Annotated in this window: 7 protein-coding genes and 1 pseudogene; 6 read left to right on the top strand and 2 right to left on the bottom strand. The window is 74.9% G+C overall.

The genetic code is table 11. The features are described 5' to 3' along the window. Positions 1–342: pseudogene (gene aspA / locus ACZ6CL_RS18265) on the top strand (aspartate ammonia-lyase); the annotation flags it as partial. Here aspA and ACZ6CL_RS18260 read toward each other — a convergent pair. Then, the gene (locus tag ACZ6CL_RS18260; RefSeq protein WP_468937120.1) at positions 339–1,655 is read right to left on the bottom strand and encodes a GAF domain-containing protein; all 1,317 of its coding nucleotides are present in this window, start codon (positions 1,653–1,655) and stop codon (positions 339–341) included. The pseudogene aspA and the gene ACZ6CL_RS18260 sit on opposite strands and share 4 nt — an antisense overlap. Positions 1,656–1,824: 169 nt before the next feature. Further along, positions 1,825–4,326 (bottom strand): SpoIIE family protein phosphatase, encoded by a 2,502-nt coding sequence (locus ACZ6CL_RS18255; RefSeq protein ID WP_468937119.1) that lies wholly within the window; start codon positions 4,324–4,326, stop codon positions 1,825–1,827. 305 nt (positions 4,327–4,631) lie between these two features. Between ACZ6CL_RS18255 and ACZ6CL_RS18250 the strand changes: the two genes are divergently transcribed. The 5 genes from ACZ6CL_RS18250 to ACZ6CL_RS18230 are packed head-to-tail and all read left to right on the top strand — an operon-like array spanning position 4,632 to position 16,121. After that, positions 4,632–7,055: a molybdopterin-dependent oxidoreductase gene (locus ACZ6CL_RS18250; protein WP_468937118.1), complete on the top strand. Its 2,424-nt coding sequence runs from the start codon at positions 4,632–4,634 to the stop codon at positions 7,053–7,055. A gap of 52 nt (positions 7,056–7,107) precedes the next feature. Next, complete coding sequence (locus ACZ6CL_RS18245; RefSeq protein WP_468937117.1) at positions 7,108–8,154, top strand: trypsin-like peptidase domain-containing protein; 1,047 nt, start codon at positions 7,108–7,110, stop codon at positions 8,152–8,154. A gap of 13 nt (positions 8,155–8,167) precedes the next feature. Further along, complete coding sequence (locus ACZ6CL_RS18240) at positions 8,168–9,844, top strand: VMAP-C domain-containing protein (RefSeq protein WP_468937116.1); 1,677 nt, start codon at positions 8,168–8,170, stop codon at positions 9,842–9,844. Continuing rightward, complete coding sequence (locus ACZ6CL_RS18235) at positions 9,841–10,983, top strand: AAA family ATPase (protein WP_468937115.1); 1,143 nt, start codon at positions 9,841–9,843, stop codon at positions 10,981–10,983. Before ACZ6CL_RS18240 ends, ACZ6CL_RS18235 begins: the two co-directional genes overlap by 4 nt. After that, positions 10,980–16,121: an SAV_2336 N-terminal domain-related protein gene (locus ACZ6CL_RS18230; RefSeq protein ID WP_468937114.1), complete on the top strand. Its 5,142-nt coding sequence runs from the start codon at positions 10,980–10,982 to the stop codon at positions 16,119–16,121. Before ACZ6CL_RS18235 ends, ACZ6CL_RS18230 begins: the two co-directional genes overlap by 4 nt. Positions 16,122–16,176: the final 55 nt, after the last annotated feature.

Genomic DNA, 16,176 nt, shown 5'->3' with positions numbered 1-16,176 from the left:
GCCGAGGCCGGACAGCTCCAGCTCAACGCCTTCGAGCCGATCATCCTCCACTCCCTCTCGGAGAGCGTCACCCATCTGCGGGCCGCCTGCCTGGTGCTCGCCGACCGGTGCGTGTCCGGCATCACCGCCAACGCCGAGGAACTGCGCGCCACCGTCGAGAACTCCATCGGCCTGGTCACCGCACTCAACCCGTACATCGGCTACAGCGCGGCCACCAGCATCGCCAAGGAGGCGCTGGCCACCGGGCGCGGGGTCGCCGAACTCGTCCTGGAGAAGGGCCTGCTGCCCGCCGAGCGCCTCGCCGAGGTGCTGAGCCCGGAGGAGGTCGCGGGCACCCGCTAGAAGACGGGCGTGGTCCGCAGCCGGGCGACCGCGGGGGCCACGCTGAACGGCAGGAGGTCCTGCCGCCGGTCCGGCCCCCGCACCTCGACGCGGATCCGGTCCGCGAACCGGTAGGGGCGGTGCGCGAGCACCGCCCCGAGCCGTCCGCGCAGCCGGGACATCGCCGCCCGCACCGTGACCGTCCGCGTCGGGTCGCCGAACAGGTCGTGGGCGAGCTGCGCCGCGGTGCGCCCCTCGGGGTGCGCGGCGAGCACCAGCAGCAGTTCGGCGTGGCGGGCGCTGAGCCCGTGCGTCCAGGTGCCGGAGGGGCCAGAGAAGGTCAGCGACCAGTGGTGCCGGTGGCGTACGTCCAGCACCAGGTGGCCCGGACGGGCGGGCGCCGCCGGGTCGCCGTCCTCGCCGTCGAGCACCCGCAGCAGATGGCCGCCGGGCAGCGGTTCCACCGCACACGTACCCAGCGCGGGCAGCCAGACCGGCCCGTACGGCGCCTCCCGCGCCGCCTTGGGCAGCGGCAGCCGGTGGTCCCGCGGGCTGATGCCGGTGACGGCGGCGACCCAGCCGTGCCGGTCCACCACGGCGGCCTTGCCGGGGATGCGCGCGAGGACGGGCGCGGCGAGGGCGCGCAGCGCGTCCAGTTCGCGGCTGTGGGCCAGCCGCAGTTCGCCCTCGGCCCACCGGGCGGTCGCCGTGACCAGGGAGAGCACGGTGGGGTGGGCCGTCGGAGCGGGCCCGCTGATGTCGATGACGCCGAGCAGCTGCCCGTCCCGGGGGTCGCGCACCGGCGCGGCGGCGCAGCTCCAGAGGTGGAAGGCGCGGACGAAGTGTTCCGCGGAGTGCACCCGCACCGGGGCCCGGACGGCGAGCGCGGTGCCGATCCCGCTGGTCCCCGCCGTCTCCTCGGCCCAGTGCGCGCCCTCGGTGAGGGCGATGCCCTCCGCGTGGCGGCGGATGCCGCGGTGGCCGTCGATCCAGAGCACCCGGCCGTCGGCATCCGCGATGATCATGATGTGCTGGGCCGCTTCCGCGGCCTCCAGTAACCCGCTGTGCAGAGTGGGCAGCACATCGGCCAGCCGGGTCGCCTGCCTGCGCCGCTCCAGCTCGTCCAGGCTGAGCAGCCCCCGGTCGTCGCCGCGGTCCGGGTCGAGACCGAGCCGCAGCATCCGGTCCCAGGACTGGCCGATCACCGGGCGCGCGGGCAGCGGGAGCCTGCCGCGGCTCAGCGCGGCGTCCCGTATGACCGCCATCAGCCGGGCCGACTCGGCGGGGCTCAGCGCGGCCAGCGGGTCGCCCGGGCGCGTGGCTTCAGTTCGCATGGATGCGGCCTTTCGTTCCGCCGCGGGTGATGCATGCCGCCCCGCCACGGCGGCGGGCAGCGGCGTCCGCCGGACGCCGAATGCCATGGTGCGGCCTCAAGTCCATGACGACCAGGGCTGCTTGCCGCCGATTGTAGTGAAGTGTACGGACCCGCGGCGCGTGCGCGGGTCAGCCGTCGGTGGGGGACAGGGACTGCTCGGCCCAGATCGTCTTGCCGCTGCCGGTCTGCCGGGTGCCCCAGCTCTGGGTCAGCTGCGCCACCAGCAGCAGTCCGCGGCCGCCCTCGTCGAAGGTGCGGGCCCGGCGCAGGTGCGGGGCGGTGCCGCTGCCGTCGGACACCTCGCAGATGAGGGTGCGGTCGTGGATCAGCCGCAGCTGGATGGGCGCCTTGGCGTGCCGGATGGCGTTGGTGATCAGCTCGCTGACCACCAGCTCGGTGGTGAACACGGCCTCGTCCAGACCCCACGCCGCCAGCTGCGCGGAGACGTCCCGGCGGGCCTGCGCCACCAGGGACGGGTCGGCGGGCAGATCCCAGGTCGCCACGTGGTCGGCGTCCAGGGCCCGGGTGCGGGCGAGCAGCAGCGCCACGTCGTCCTCCGGGCGGCTGGGCAGCATCTTGCTGATGACGATGTCGCAGAGGGCGTCCAGCGTGTCGGCGGGCTGGGCCAGCGCGGAGCGCAGCGTGTCCAGCGCCCGGTCGACGTCCTGGTCGCGGGACTCGATCAGACCGTCGGTGTACAGCGCGAGCAGACTGCCCTCGGCCAGCTCCACCTCGACCGTCTCGAACGGGAGGCTGCCCAGCCCCAGCGGCGGGCCGCCGGGCAGGTCGAGCAGGTCCACCGAGCCGTCGGGGGACACCACCGCGGGCGGCGGATGGCCCGCCCGGGCGATCGAACAGCGCCGGGAGACCGGGTCGTAGACCGCGTACAGGCAGGTGGCGCCGATGTCCCCGCTGGTGGCCCCCACGCCCGCCGGGCCCTGGGCGCTCTCCGCCTCCGCGGACAGGTGGTTGACCATGTCGTCGAGATGGGTCAGCAACTCATCGGGGGCCAGGTCGACATCGGCGAGGGTACGGACCGCCGTACGCAGCCGTCCCATGGTCGCCGACGCCTGCACCCCGTGGCCGACCACATCGCCCACCACCAGCGCGACCCGCGCCCCGGACAGCGGGATCACATCGAACCAGTCGCCGCCCACCCCCGCTTGCGGGCCCGCGGGCAGATAGCGGGAGGCGACATCGACGGCCGCGCTGTGCGGCAGGGTCCGCGGCAGCAGGCTGCGCTGCAGGGCCAGCGCGGTGTTCCGCTCCCGGGTGTAGCGGCGGGCGTTGTCGATGCAGACCGCAGCCCGGGCCGTGATCTCCTCGGCGAGCAGCAGGTCGTCCTCCTCGAACGGCTCGGGGCGCTGGTGCCGGGAGAACGTGGCCACGCCGAGGGTGGTGCCGCGGGCGCGCAGCGGGATGGCCATCGTGGAGTGGAAGCCGAACTGATGGATCATCTCGGCCCGGTCCGGGGCCTCGGCCGCCCACCGGGAGACCGCCGGGTCCGTCACCCGGTTCAGCAGCCCCCGCTCCGCCTTCAGACATTCGGCGGCGGGGGAGAAGTCGGGGTACGCGGCCACCTTCCCCACCTCGACCACGGCCTCCGGGGTGCCCGCGAACACCGACCGGGCGGCGACCCGCCGCAGCATGACATGGCTGGTGAGGGGGCCCGGGCGCGGTTCGCTGCCGCCGTGCACCGAGGGCAGCAGATCGAGCGTCACGAAGTCGGCCAGCTCCGGAACGGCCACATCGGCCAGCTCCTGCGCGGTCCGGTCGATGTCCAGGGTGGAGCCGATCCGGTTGCTCGCCTCGTTGAGCAGCAGCAGACGGCGGCGGGTGGTGTGCTGCGGGGTCCGGTCGTGCGCGCACAGCATCACGGCCGCCACCCGGCCGTCGCCGTCCCGCAGCGGGGCCAGCGACGTCGACCAGGCGACCGGGCGGTCGTGGCCGGGCATCCGCAGGAACAGCTCGATGTACTGCTCCTCGCCGGTCTCCAGCACCCGGAGCATCCGCTCCTCGGTCTCCTCCGCCTCGGGCCCGGGGGTGATCTCCGGGACCCGCAGCCCGCGGATCTCCTCCTGGGTGAGGCCCAGCACCCGTTCCATGTCCTGGTTCGCCCAGCGCAGCCGCAGCCCGGTGTCGTACACCGCCATCGTGCACGGCCCCTGGGCGAAGCAGTGCTTCAGCAGCTCCTCGTCCGCCAACGGCCGTTCCGGCCGGGGGAGCGGGGAGACGACGAGCCATTCGGCGGCGTCACGGGGGGCGGGGGCGTCGTCGGGCGTGTCACCGGTGGCGCCGCCGGGCGCGGTGACGCGGTGTGCCAGCAGTCCGGCCGTCACCCGGGAGCCGTTCCGGTGCAGCAGCGCCACCCGGCCGCGGAACCGGTCGGGCGGATTCAGGTCGCGCAGGGTTTCGGCCACCGGCCGCGGATTGCCCTCGTCGGCGAGCAGGACGGCCGCCGACCTGCCCACGATCTCCTCGGGCCGGTATCCGAGCAGCCCTTCGGCCCCCTCGTTCCACTGGGTGACGATGCCGTGCCCGTCAACAGTGGCCCTGGCTGTGGACGCCTCGTCGATGAGGTCGTCCGACCGGACGGGCTGCTCGTGCGGCGGCGTGTCCGGTCGCGTCATGTGGTCATCTCACCCTTGCCCTCGGACTTCCGCCATGGGCAGATGACGGCCTCCACCGCCGCGCCCCTGGCGGGGAGTGAACCATTTGGTCGCGCGTTCAAGTATGCCATCGGTGGCTGAATATCGGCATACGCGGAACGGGATCGACGATAACGCTCAGCAGTCGCTCCGCCGGACCGCCCCCCCCCGTTTCCCCCTGGGCCGTCCGGATGACGCCGGACCCCGGACCGCCCGAGGGGGAGTGAGCGAGGCGAAGAGAGGAACTGGAGGTAGGGAAGGACCGACACGAAAGGCGAGACCACCGCATGAGCACGGCAGCGAGCAGCAGAGCCGACGGCACGTCCCCGGACGGCGAGACGTCGCACGGCGACGCGGCCCAGGACGGCGCCACGGCCCAGGACGACACGTCCCACGACGGCGACGGCACGCGTCCGCGCCCGGGCGCGACACCCCGCGGCCACCCCCACAGCTCGCACTACGGCGCCTTCGAGGCCGCCGTCCGCCCCGACGGCGGCCTCGACGTCACCCCCGACCCCCGCGACCCCCACCCCGCCGCGCTGCTGCGCAACGTGCCCGCCGCGCTCGGCCCCCACGACCGGGTGCTCACCCCCTGCGTACGCCGCGGCTGGCTGGAGCGCGGCCCGGGCCCCGACCCGGCCCGCGGCAGCGACGGCCATGTGCCCGTCTCCTGGGACGAGGTGATCCCGCTGCTGGCCGGCGAATTCGACCGGGTCCGCACCGACCACGGAAACCGGGCGATCTTCGGCGGTTCGTACGGCTGGGGCAGCGCGGGCCGCTTCCACCACGCGCAGAGCCAGATCCACCGGTTCCTCAACTGCCTCGGCGGCTACACCCGCTCCGTCAACACCTACAGCCTCGGCGCCGCCACCACCCTGCTGCGCCATGTGGTGGGCGACGACGCCCCGATCAGCAACCCCACCCCGCTGTCCGTGCTGGCCGAGCACACCGGCCTCTTCCTCTGCTTCGGCGGGATGCCCGCCAAGAACACCCAGGTCAACGCGGGCGGCATCAGCCGCCACCGGACGGCAGACCTGCTGCGCGCGGCTCATGGCCGGGGCGCCCGCTTCATCCTGGTGAGCCCCCTGCGCGACGATCTCGCCGACGAGCTGGACGCCGAGTGGCTGGCCCCCGTCCCCGGCACCGACACCGCGCTGATGCTGGCCCTGTGCCATGTGCTGATCGAGGAGGGCCGGTACGACGCGGACTTCTGCCGCCGCCACTGCGAGGGCTTCGACGCGTTCGCCCGCTACGTCCTCGGCCGGGACGGCTCCGCCGCCAAGACCCCGCGCTGGGCCGAGGAGATCTGCGGCATCCCGGCCGCCCGGATCGCCGCCCTCGCCCGGGAGCTGACCCGGCAGCGCACCATGGTCTCCCTCAGCTGGTCGCTCCAGCGCGCCCACCGCGGCGAGCAGCCGCTGTGGGCGGGCATCGCGCTGGCCTGCCTGCTCGGCCAGATCGGGCTGCCGGGCGGCGGTTTCGCCCACGGGTACGGCGCCACCGGCGGCACCGGCGCCGGGACGCTCCCGTACAAGCTGCCCACCCTGGACCAGGGCACCAACCCGGTCCCCGACTTCATCCCCGTCGCCCGCATCGCGGATCTGCTGCTGCACCCGGGCGAGGAGTACGCGTACGACGGCGGGCGCCACACCTACCCCGACATCCGGCTCGTGCACTGGGCGGGCGGCAACCCGTTCCACCACCACCAGGACCTCGGACGGCTGCGCCGCGCCTTCGCCCGCCCGGACACGGTCGTGGTCCACGAGCCGCACTGGACGGCCACCGCCCGCCACGCCGACGTCGTGCTGCCCGCCACCACCACCCTGGAGCGCGAGGACATCGGCGGCGCCAAACAGGACACCGCGCTCATCGCCATGCACCGCGTCGCCGACCCGGTCGGCGAGGCCCGCGACGACTACCGGATCCTCAGCGACCTCGCCGCCGAACTCGGCGTCGGCCACGCCTTCACCGAGGGCCGCGACGCGCGCGGCTGGCTGGAACACCTCTACGAGAGCTGGCGCCAGGGCCTGCCGCCGGAGTACGCGCCCGAGGAGGACTTCAAGACCTTCTGGCGCGCGGGCCGCATCCCGCTGCGGTCCCTGCGCGAACAGCGCACCCTGTACGCCGGGTTCCGCGCCGACCCAAAGGCCGCGGCGCTGGCCACGCCGAGCGGCCGCATCGAGCTGTACTCGGCCACCATCGCCTCGTACGGTTACGACGACTGCCCGGGCCACCCGGCCTGGCTGCCGCCGGAGCCACAGGACGCCGAGGAGCCGGGCGCGTACCCCCTGCACCTGGTCGCCAACAACCCGCCCACCCGGCTGCACAGCCAGCTCGACCAGGGCGAACTCAGCGCCTCCTCCAAGATCCGCGGCCGCGAACCGGCCCGGATGCACCCCGGCGACGCCGCGGCGCGCGGCGTGCGCGACGGCGACGTGGTGCGCGTCCGCAGCGCCGTGGGCAGCTGTCTGGCCGGGGCCGTGCTCAGCGACGCGGTGCGGCCGGGCGTCGTCCAACTGGCCACCGGCGCCTGGTTCGACCCCTCCGCCCCCGAGGTGGCCACCTGCGTCCACGGCAACCCCAACGCGGTGACCCGCGACACCGGTACCTCCCGGCTCGCCCAGGGCTGCACCGGCCAGCTCGCCCGGGTCGAGGTCGAACGCTACGACGGACCGCTGCCCCCGGTCCGGGCCCACGAGATGTCACCTTGAGGACAGGGACGAAGCGCTCCCAGGGGAGCGGAGCGGGTCGTGATGCCATCTTGTGGACAAACGGAATATCGGTGCCGATGCGGCGCTAAGCTGTCCGCTCATCGGACACTTCCGGGAGGTCGCGTTGGTACAAGGGGGGCCTGACCGGGCCGCGTTGGTCGCCCGGCTGACGGAGCTGTACCCGGAGGTGAGAACCGTCCGGCGGCTGACGGACATGTCCGGAATCCCCACGGGCATGGTGGACTTCGGGGGCGGAGCGCTGGACGTGTGGCACGCCACCCTGCGCGAGGCGGACAACCGGGGCAAGCGGGCGGCCCTGCTCACCAACGCGGTCGGCGAATTCCCGGACGACGAGTTGCTGCGCCGGGCGCTGGCCCGCGCGCTCGACGTCCCGGCCGCGCCCGCCGCCGCCGTCCCGCCCGGGGTGGGATCCGTCGCGAACGCCGAGAAGCTGATGGGTGCCCAGAGCACCCTGCTGCCGCTGGCGTTCCTGGAGAGCGGGCTGCGGGCGGCGGGCGCCGTCGGGCTGCTGCGGAACGACGTGGAAGCCCTGGGCACCGGCTTCCTGGCGGCGGGCGACCTCGTCGTCACCGCGGGCCATGTCCTCCCCGACAAGGCGGCCGCCGAGAGCACCCGCCTCGTCCTCGGCTACCAGGAGGGGCCGGACGGCGAGATCGACGGCGGGACGTCGTACGCCCTCGCCCCGGACCTCGGTTTCGCCACCTCCGAGCGCCATGACCTCACCGTCGTCCGTACCCGGGAGCCGCTGACCGAGCGGTGGGGCGCGCTCACCCTCGCCCCGTCCGGGGCGCCGGCGCCGCAGCGGGTCAACATCGTCCAGCACCCCAGCGGCGCCCCCAAGAAGATCGCGCTCTACCACAACGTGGTCAGCCACGCCGACGAACACCGGCTGCTCTACTTCACCGACACCCTGCCCGGCTCCTCCGGCTCCCCGGCCTTCGACGACCGGTGGCGGGTGGTGGCCGTGCACCGCGCGGGCGGCCACCTCCCGGCCCCGGACGGCGCCGGGCACGTGTACAGCAACGAGGGCGTTCCGGTGCGGTGGCTGGCCGACCTGATCGCCTCCCTCGCACCCTGAGGCGACGGTGAGCGTGGCACTTCCGATCGGGCCGGAGCGAGAGATCCTGGCCGAACGAGCGCGCCTCCAGTGGTGCCCGGTCCTCGTGACGGAGCTGGCCGGACGCCTGGAGACCGCCGACCGCGCCCGGGTCCTGCTCGCCCGCGCCGGGATCGACGTCGCGTGGCCCGCCGACCGCGGCGTCGCGCTGGGGCCGCAGCTGTTCGGCGTGTTCGAGCACCGGGTGCACCGGCCCGAGGTCATGGGGCGGACGTTCGACGCGCTGGAGGAGGAGTACGGCCCGCAGCCCTGGGTCACCGCGCTGCGGGAGGCCTACGACGCCCTCCCCGGCGGCCCCCCGACCCCGCTGCCCGCCGTCGTCCCCGGGCTGCTCGGCGCCGACGAGCGCCGGGACCTCGACGCGCTGCTGGACGATCCCCGCTGCCCCACCGACCCGGACCAGCTGTGCGAGGTGCTGTGGGCGGCGGCCTCCTCCCTCGGCATCCTGGTGGCCAAGGACGGTCTGCTCGCCGCCGAACAGGCCCGCAGCGTGACCGCCCTCGTCGACGACCTGGACGCGCGCAACAGCCCCGACACCCGGGTCCCGCCGCTGCTGGTCTTCCTGGAACACCTCGCCGCCCGCGCGGAGGACCCCGTACGCGGTGAACTGCGCGCCTGGATCGATACCGCGGCCGACCGCCGTACCGGCCGGATGCCCGCCGACCGGCTCACCGCGGAGCGCGGCGCCGCCACGTCCGCGGCCGATGCCCCGTCGCCCCCGTACACCAGCTGTCTGGTCCGTGCCGAGCGCTGCGACCCCGGCGGCGACCGCTACCGGCTCGCCGCCTGGCTCTACCGGGGGGAACACTGTCTGGGCATCAAGCTCCAGGACGACACCCCGCACCCGGCGGAGGCGATACCCAGCGCGGCGGAGCGGCTGATCGCCCGACTCCAGCCCTTCGTCCAGCATCTCGACCCCGAGTGCCTGCTCTTCGAATTCCTGCTGCCCTGGGAGGCGCTGGGCTGGCCGGTCGACGAGTGGAACCTGCGCGGCGGCGGCGAGCTGGCCGTGCCCCGCCCCATCGGCCGCTGCGTGCCCGTCGTCGTCCGCTCCCTGGACCGGCTGCGGGACGGCTGGTCCACCACCCAGTGGCTGGCCCGCTGGAAGCGGCTGGGCGAGCCGCCCGCGGACGAGGGCCCGCCGCCCGGCCCGCACTGGCTGCACGGCGACGGCACCCCGCCCGAGGAGACCGAACGCGGCGGCCCGGGGGACGACCCATCCGACGACCCGGAGGGGGAACCCCTGATCGGGGACGCCTCCGCCCTCCAGGCGCTCGCGGGGCGGCTGGCCGCCCGCGAGGACATCAGCTGCCTCTTCCTCACCTACCCCTACCCGCACCTGGCCGCTGTCCCGGACGCCCTGCTGTGCGCCATCCAGGAGGGCGTGCCCGCCGCCGTGTGGTGGCGGCCCGGCCGGAACGGCGCCGCCTCACCCGGGCGGCCCGCCCGGGTGGCCAAACTCGTCGTCGCGGACGGGGGCCTGGCCGGGCTGCCCGGCACCGTACTGGCCCTGCGCCGACAGGCGGCGCGGTGCCCGGAGGAAGCCCACGACGGCGCGGGGATCGCGGTGCTGTGGGACAACCCGGGGTGGCACCCCGAACGGCTCAGACGACTCGGGGGCCCGCGGGCCCACCAAGGAGGCAAGCGATGAACGCGGACGACCGGCAGCCGCCCGTCACCACCGATTCCGAACGGCCCTCGCCGCCCGCCTGGTGGATCTACTACGGGGACGGCGTCCGCCGCACCGACTGGACCCTGCCCGACCCCCCGCCCTGGCGCCGCTTCGACGGCGTCCGCCCCGGAACCGGCGAGGACCCGGGCGAGGACCCGGGCGAGGACCCGGGCGAGGACCCGGGCGCGGCGGCCGAACCCTGCTGCGACGGGCACACCACCGAGGGCACCGGCCGCACCGGCGTGGCCACCACCTACCGCGCCGAGCCCGAAGAGGCCCGGATGGTCAACGCCGCCATCCATCTGCGCCGCCCGCTCCTGGTCACCGGCAAACCCGGCACCGGGAAGTCCACCCTCGCCCATGGCATCGCCCATGAACTGGGCCTCGGCCGCGTCCTCCACTGGTCCGTCACCAGCCGCACCACCCTCGCCGACGGGCTGTACGCGTACGACGCCATCGGCCGCCTCCAGGACGAGAAACGCGACCAGAACGGGAAGCGCGGCCAGGACGAGAAACGCGACCAGGACGGGAAGCGCGACCCCGACATCGGGACCTATCTGCGGCTCGGCCCCCTCGGCACCGCGCTGCTCCCCTCCGACCGCCCCCGCGTCCTGCTCATCGACGAACTCGACAAGGGCGACGTCGACCTGCCCAACGACCTCCTCTCGGTGCTGGAGGACGGGCAGTTCACCATCCCCGAACTCCAGCGGTACCCCGCCTGCGACGTCCGCGTGATGACCGACGACGGACTGCGCCGCGAGCCGGTCCGGCACGGGCGGGTGCGCTGCGCCGAGTTCCCCGTCGTCGTCCTCACCAGCAACGGCGAGCGCGAGTTCCCGCCCGCCTTCGTCCGCCGCTGCGTCCGGCTGGACATCCGGCCGCCGTCCCGGCAGAAGCTGGACCGCATCGTCGCGGCCCACCTCGGCCCGGAGGTGCTGCGCGCCTCCGAGGAACGGCTGACGGCCTTCGCGAAGGACCTGGAGGAGGGCCGCAAGCTCCTCGCGACCGACCAGCTGCTCAACACCCTCCGGCTGGAGCACACCGCCGACCACACCGGCGACCCCGAATGGCCCACGGTCCTGCGCGAACTGCTGCGCCCGCTGAACGACACGGCATGACGGACATCACCGAGGCCCTCGCCCTGGCGAGGCGATTCAGCGGCGACGAGGACCTGACGGTGCGCGAGGTCGCCGAACTGCTGTGGCTGGCCGGGCAGATCACCCCTGCCCGGCCGCCCGCCGCCGCGCCCCCGGATCCGCCGCCCGGTGACCAGCCCGCGCCGCCGCCCGCGCCACCGGCCCCGCCGCCGCCCGCCGGTCAGCCGCCCGGCGAGCCCGCGGCCGCGCCCGGCCCGCCCCAGCCGCCACCGGCCCCGCCCACCCCGCTCCACACCCCCGGCACCGCCGCGGCGGACGGCTCCGGGGACGGCGGCAGCACCCCCGGCCCCGGCGGCCGCGGCGAACCCGGCACCAGGGCCAAGGCCCTCCCGCTGCGCCGCCCGCCCGCGCTGCCCCGGCGGCTGGAGCTGGCCCGCGCGCTGCGCCCGCTCAAGCGGCGGGTCCCGGCGCCCGGGCGGCGCATCCTCGACGAGCCGCTGACCGCCGACCGCTCCGCCCGCGCCCGCCGCCCGGTCCCCGCCTTGTGCCACGCCTGCGAACGCTGGTTGGAGCTGGCGCTGGTGGTGGACGACAGCGTGTCGATGTCCGTATGGCGCCGTACCGTGGACGACTTCCGCGAACTCGTCGAGGGCCACGGCGCCTTCCGGGACGTACGCCTGTGGCGGTTCGACGCCGACGACCCCGCCCTCGTCCTCCGCTACGGCACCGCCGGTGAGGACGGCGCCGGCCAGGCGGCGGAGGGCCGTAACCCCGCCGAGCTGCACGACCCCTCCGGCCGTCGGCTGATCCTCGTCCTCACCGACGGGGTCGGCGACCTGTGGGGCACCCCCGAGATGACCGCGACCGTACGGGAATGGGCGCGCCGGTCACCCCTGGCCATCGTCCAGATGCTGCCGCCCGACCTGTGGCACCGCACCTGGCTGCCCCCGGTCCGCGCCGAACTGCGCGCCACCGGCCCCGCCCGGCTGACCGTACGGCCCGAGGGCCCCGCCGCCGCCCACGCCGGAGGTGCCGCCGACCTCGCGCCGCTGGTCACCCTGGACCCCGAATGGCTGCGCCCCTGGGCCCAGGCGCTGTCCGGCAGCCGCACCACCTGGCGGCCCGGCTCGGCGGTCGACCTCGGCCGGGAGCCCTGGTACGGCCGCCCCCAGGCGGCCGCCGACGCCGCGCGCCGCCTCCCGGACGACACCACGGCCCCGGAACGGGTCGAGGAGTTCCGCACCTGGGCCACCGCGGAGGCGCTGAACCTGGCGTACCTGCTGTCCGCCGCCCCGCTCACCCTGCCGCTGATGCGCTGGCTCCAGCAGCACCTGCTGCCCGCCACCGGACCCGCCCACCTCGCCGAGGTGTTCCTCTCCGACCTGCTGGTGCCCACCACCGCCCGCCGCCGAGGGGAGGACCCGGACCAGGTGGTGTACGCGTTCCGCGACGGCGTACGCGACGAACTGGCCCCCGGGCTCACCCGCACCGACGCCTACCAGGTGCTCACCACCCTCATCCAGGCCCCCGAGGCGCTCGCCGCGCCCTTCGGCGGCTCCCTCGACTTCCGGGTGCTGGCCGCCGACCCCACGGGCCCGCTCGAACTGGCCGGGGGCCGCGCGTTCGCCACCGTGGCCGCGTCGGTGCTGGGCGGTCTGGGTGGCGAACTCGCCCCGTACGCCGAGCGGATCCACGCGGCGGTGACCGGCCGTCACCGGGCCGGGAGCGGGGGAGCGGCCGACGGGCCGGTCTTCGTGGAGTGCGCCCGGGTGGGCGGCCGGGACGTGGTCGTGACGACCTCCGGAGACGAGCTGTGGATGTGGGACCTGGCCACCGGCCACGGCCGTCTGGCCACCCACTGGGGCGGGTTCGGCATCACCGCCCTCGCCTGCGCCACCACGGCCTCCGGCCGCAGCCTCGCCGTGACGCTGTACGCCGACGGCACGCTGGCCGCCACCGACCTCGGCGCCGCCGTGGACCAGGCGCCCGACCGGCGGCCGCACGTCTGGCAATCCGTCTTCCCGGAGGACGACACCCAGGCCCGGACGCCCCTGCTGGCCTGCCACGACATCATGGGCCAGCCGGTCGTGGCGGTCCTCCGCCCGGGCGGGATCGACCTGTTGGACCTCGACAGCGGCGCCACCTTCCTGCCCACCGTCACGGTGACCGAGCAGGTGAGCGCGCTGACCCTGCTGACCGAAGGCGGCCGGTCCCATCTCTTCACGGGCGATACCGAAGGCGTCGTGCGCGGCCGGGTCCTGGAGTCCGCCGAGGTGGTCGTCGGCGACGGCGCGGCACCGACCGGAGCGGCCCGGCCGCCGGGGCGGCGCTACGTGCTCAGCTTCGGCTTCGGCGCCGCCGACGACCCCTCACTGGAGCCCGCCTGCCGCTCCCTCGCCGAGGTCTTCGAAGAGTTCGGCTGCCGCACCCGGTTCGCCATGGACGTCACGGCACGGGAGTTCCGGCGTACGGTCGAGGAGACCACGGCCGGACTCACCGACACGGACGCCTTGATCCTCCATGTGGCGGGCCAGTCGGCGGAAAGCGAGACCCTGTTCAGGTCGCTGCCCGCCAACGAGACGCGGGGGCGGCGCCTGATGATCGTGGACGACTGTCCGGCCGTGCGGAGCGCCGTCGTCCCGGTCTTCGGTTTCGATGCCGTCCTCATGTCCGGGCCGCCCGAGCGGGCCCCCGCCTATGACCTCACCCTCGCGCTCGCCGAGGCGCTGCGCCTCTTCAGGGCGGGGCTGGGCGGTCACTCGCACCACCAGCGGTTCATTTCCTTGGGCGATGTGCTGGCCCTCGTCCACGAGCTGACCGACGGCCGCACCGCGAACAGCGCCGTGCTGTCGCTGAGGGACAACAACGACTTCCTGCCCAACCCCCGCTACCGCCCGCCCCTGACCCCCCTCCTCGACCAGGGCCCGGCGGAACCGCCCGGGACACCGGGCGTCCGGGAACTGGAGTACTGGGTCGACAGCTCGTCCGAGGGCGGGCTCGCCCTGGTCACCGGGGAGCCCTGGAGCGGCAAGACGACCCTGCTGGACGCGCTGTCCACGCGGATGCTGCAACGGTCCGGCGGCCCCCCACCCCTGGCGGCCTCCGCGCGCGGACGCGACGCCACGGAGCTGGCACAGTCCCTCGCGCAGGAGTTCACCCTTCCCGGCGAGCGGGTTCCGGACACCCCCGCCGATCTGGTCGAGCGGCTCACCCGGCTGAAGATTCCGCCGGTCGTGGTGGTCGACGCCCTGGACGAGGCGCGGGACCCCGAGGCCATCGTGTCCGGACTGCTGCGCCCGCTCATCTCCTCCGGACGCTGCCGCGTGGTGGTCGCCACCCGCCCGGGCCGCCCCATGAACGCGGTGACGCACAGATTCCACTCCTATACGCACATCGCTCTCACCGCCTCCCCGGAGCTCCAGCACCGCACCCTGCGCGAGATGTGCGACCGCGTGCTGGCCACCGCCCCCGCCTACCGCGCCGCCTCCGCCGCCCCCGTGCGCGAGGCGTTCGGCGAGGCCGCCGCCACGGCGCTCGTCGAGCGGAGCCCGGTCGCCGAACAGGTCCTCATCGCCCGCGCCTACAGCGGGTTCATCGCCTCCCGTGGCGAACCGCTGGAGGGCCCCGAGGACGCGCGCTGGGCGGGTTCCGGCGCGCCCCGCACCAGCGCCGATGTCGTGGCACTGCTGCTCGCCGACGCCCGTAACCCCTGGACCGTGCCGGTGCTCACCACGCTGGCGGCGGCCGGGAACAAGGCGCTGACGGACACCGAGATCCAACGGCGCTGCGGACCGCCCTCGCTCTACGAGGTGCGGGAGGCCCTGGCTCCCGTGCGCGGACTGCTGGAATCCATCACCGACAGCCGGGGCCGGACGCTGTACCGCCTGGCGGCCTCATCCGTCGCGGCAGACATCCTGGAGGCACAGGGCCTCGACCCCGCGTGCGAGCCGCCGCCCCGGCGGCTGTGGTCGGAGCCGGTCACGCTGGGGGGCTGCCGGGGCGCGGTGACGGCGATGGCCGCCGCGGACGGGCCCAGCGTCTTCTACTTCATGGGATCGGGCACCCCCCTGCTGATGCGCGCCTTCGTCACCCCGGGCAAGGGGCCCCTGGCGGTACCCGTCGCGCAAGGGCCGCAGCAGCCCCTTCCGCAGCTGCGGTTCGTCGACTGGCGAGGCGACCGGGCCCTGGTCCGCAGCTCCCGGCAGCGCTGCACCGTGTGGCCGCTGAACGGTTCGACGAGCCCGGAAAACCGCACCCCCGCAGACCTCGGACCCATCGAGGCGTTCACCGCCACCACGAGCGTGGGCCACCGCCCGCTGGCGGTCGCGGTGAACGAGAAGGGAGCCCCCCGGGCCTGGCATCTGGACGACCTCACCCCCGCCGGTGAGCCGTTCACCCCCGTCCCCCGGGTGCTGGGAGTCCATGGCTTCGGCCACGGTCAGCACAGCGCCACGGAGCTGTCGCACCAATGGCTCCTGGCCCTGCGCGACGGTGCGGAGCGGGTCGGCCACACCGGGCCCTCGGCCCCCTTCGACGTGCGCGTCGCCTACTACGGCGACACCTTGCGCACCCCGGGCGCGAAGACCGACAGCGGCAGCGGCAATGGCCGGGGACGGCTGCGCCGCCTCGCGGACGCCCTCGTAAGGGCCGCGGGCATGCCGAACGCGCTGCTGCCCGGCATGGGCCGGGAGCTGTACGTCTACCTGCACGACCCCGCGCAGCGGGCCGAGGCGCGGCAGACCGTCGCCAAGGCCATCGTCGCCCAGCGGCCGGACGTCGTCATCGCCCACTCCCTCGGGGCTCTGGTCGTCTACGAGGCGCTCTGCGAACGGCCGCAGCTCTCGGTGGACCTGCTGGTGACCCTGGGCGCGCCGTTCGGCCTGGACGTGGTCTTCAACCGGCTGGAACCCGCACCCGTCGACGGCCGGGGCACACGCCCCCCGGGCGTACGGCGATGGGTGAACCTCGCGGGCACCGACGATCCGCTGGCCGTCCCGCGCGACCTGACCGAGCGGTTCGAGGGCGTCTCGGTGAACATCCAGTGCGAGGGGCTGGGGCTGGACACCGTCCGCACCCAGGGCTACAGCTATCTGCACAGCGTCGAGCTGGCCACCGTCCTCTCCGAACACCTGGGCCGTGGTGACCGCCGGGATAAATAGTGTGCCAAGCGGCCCATGTCCCCGAGGGCCCCACGTTCCCGGGGGCCGGAGCGTG

The organism is Streptomyces sp. NPDC041200, assembly GCF_055591805.1.
This window is presented reverse-complemented; position numbering and strand designations above follow the sequence as displayed.

What these genes read in the sequence shown, in the direction of transcription:
- ACZ6CL_RS18260 (WP_468937120.1), bottom strand. Translation starts at nt 1,655, where the DNA reads ATGCGAACTGAAGCCACGCGCCCGGGCGACCCGCTGGCCGCGCTGAGC.
- ACZ6CL_RS18255 (WP_468937119.1), bottom strand. Translation starts at nt 4,326, where the DNA reads ATGACGCGACCGGACACGCCGCCGCACGAGCAGCCCGTCCGGTCGGAC.
- ACZ6CL_RS18250 (WP_468937118.1), top strand. Translation starts at nt 4,632, where the DNA reads ATGAGCACGGCAGCGAGCAGCAGAGCCGACGGCACGTCCCCGGACGGC.
- ACZ6CL_RS18235 (WP_468937115.1), top strand. Translation starts at nt 9,841, where the DNA reads ATGAACGCGGACGACCGGCAGCCGCCCGTCACCACCGATTCCGAACGG.
- ACZ6CL_RS18230 (WP_468937114.1), top strand. Translation starts at nt 10,980, where the DNA reads ATGACGGACATCACCGAGGCCCTCGCCCTGGCGAGGCGATTCAGCGGC.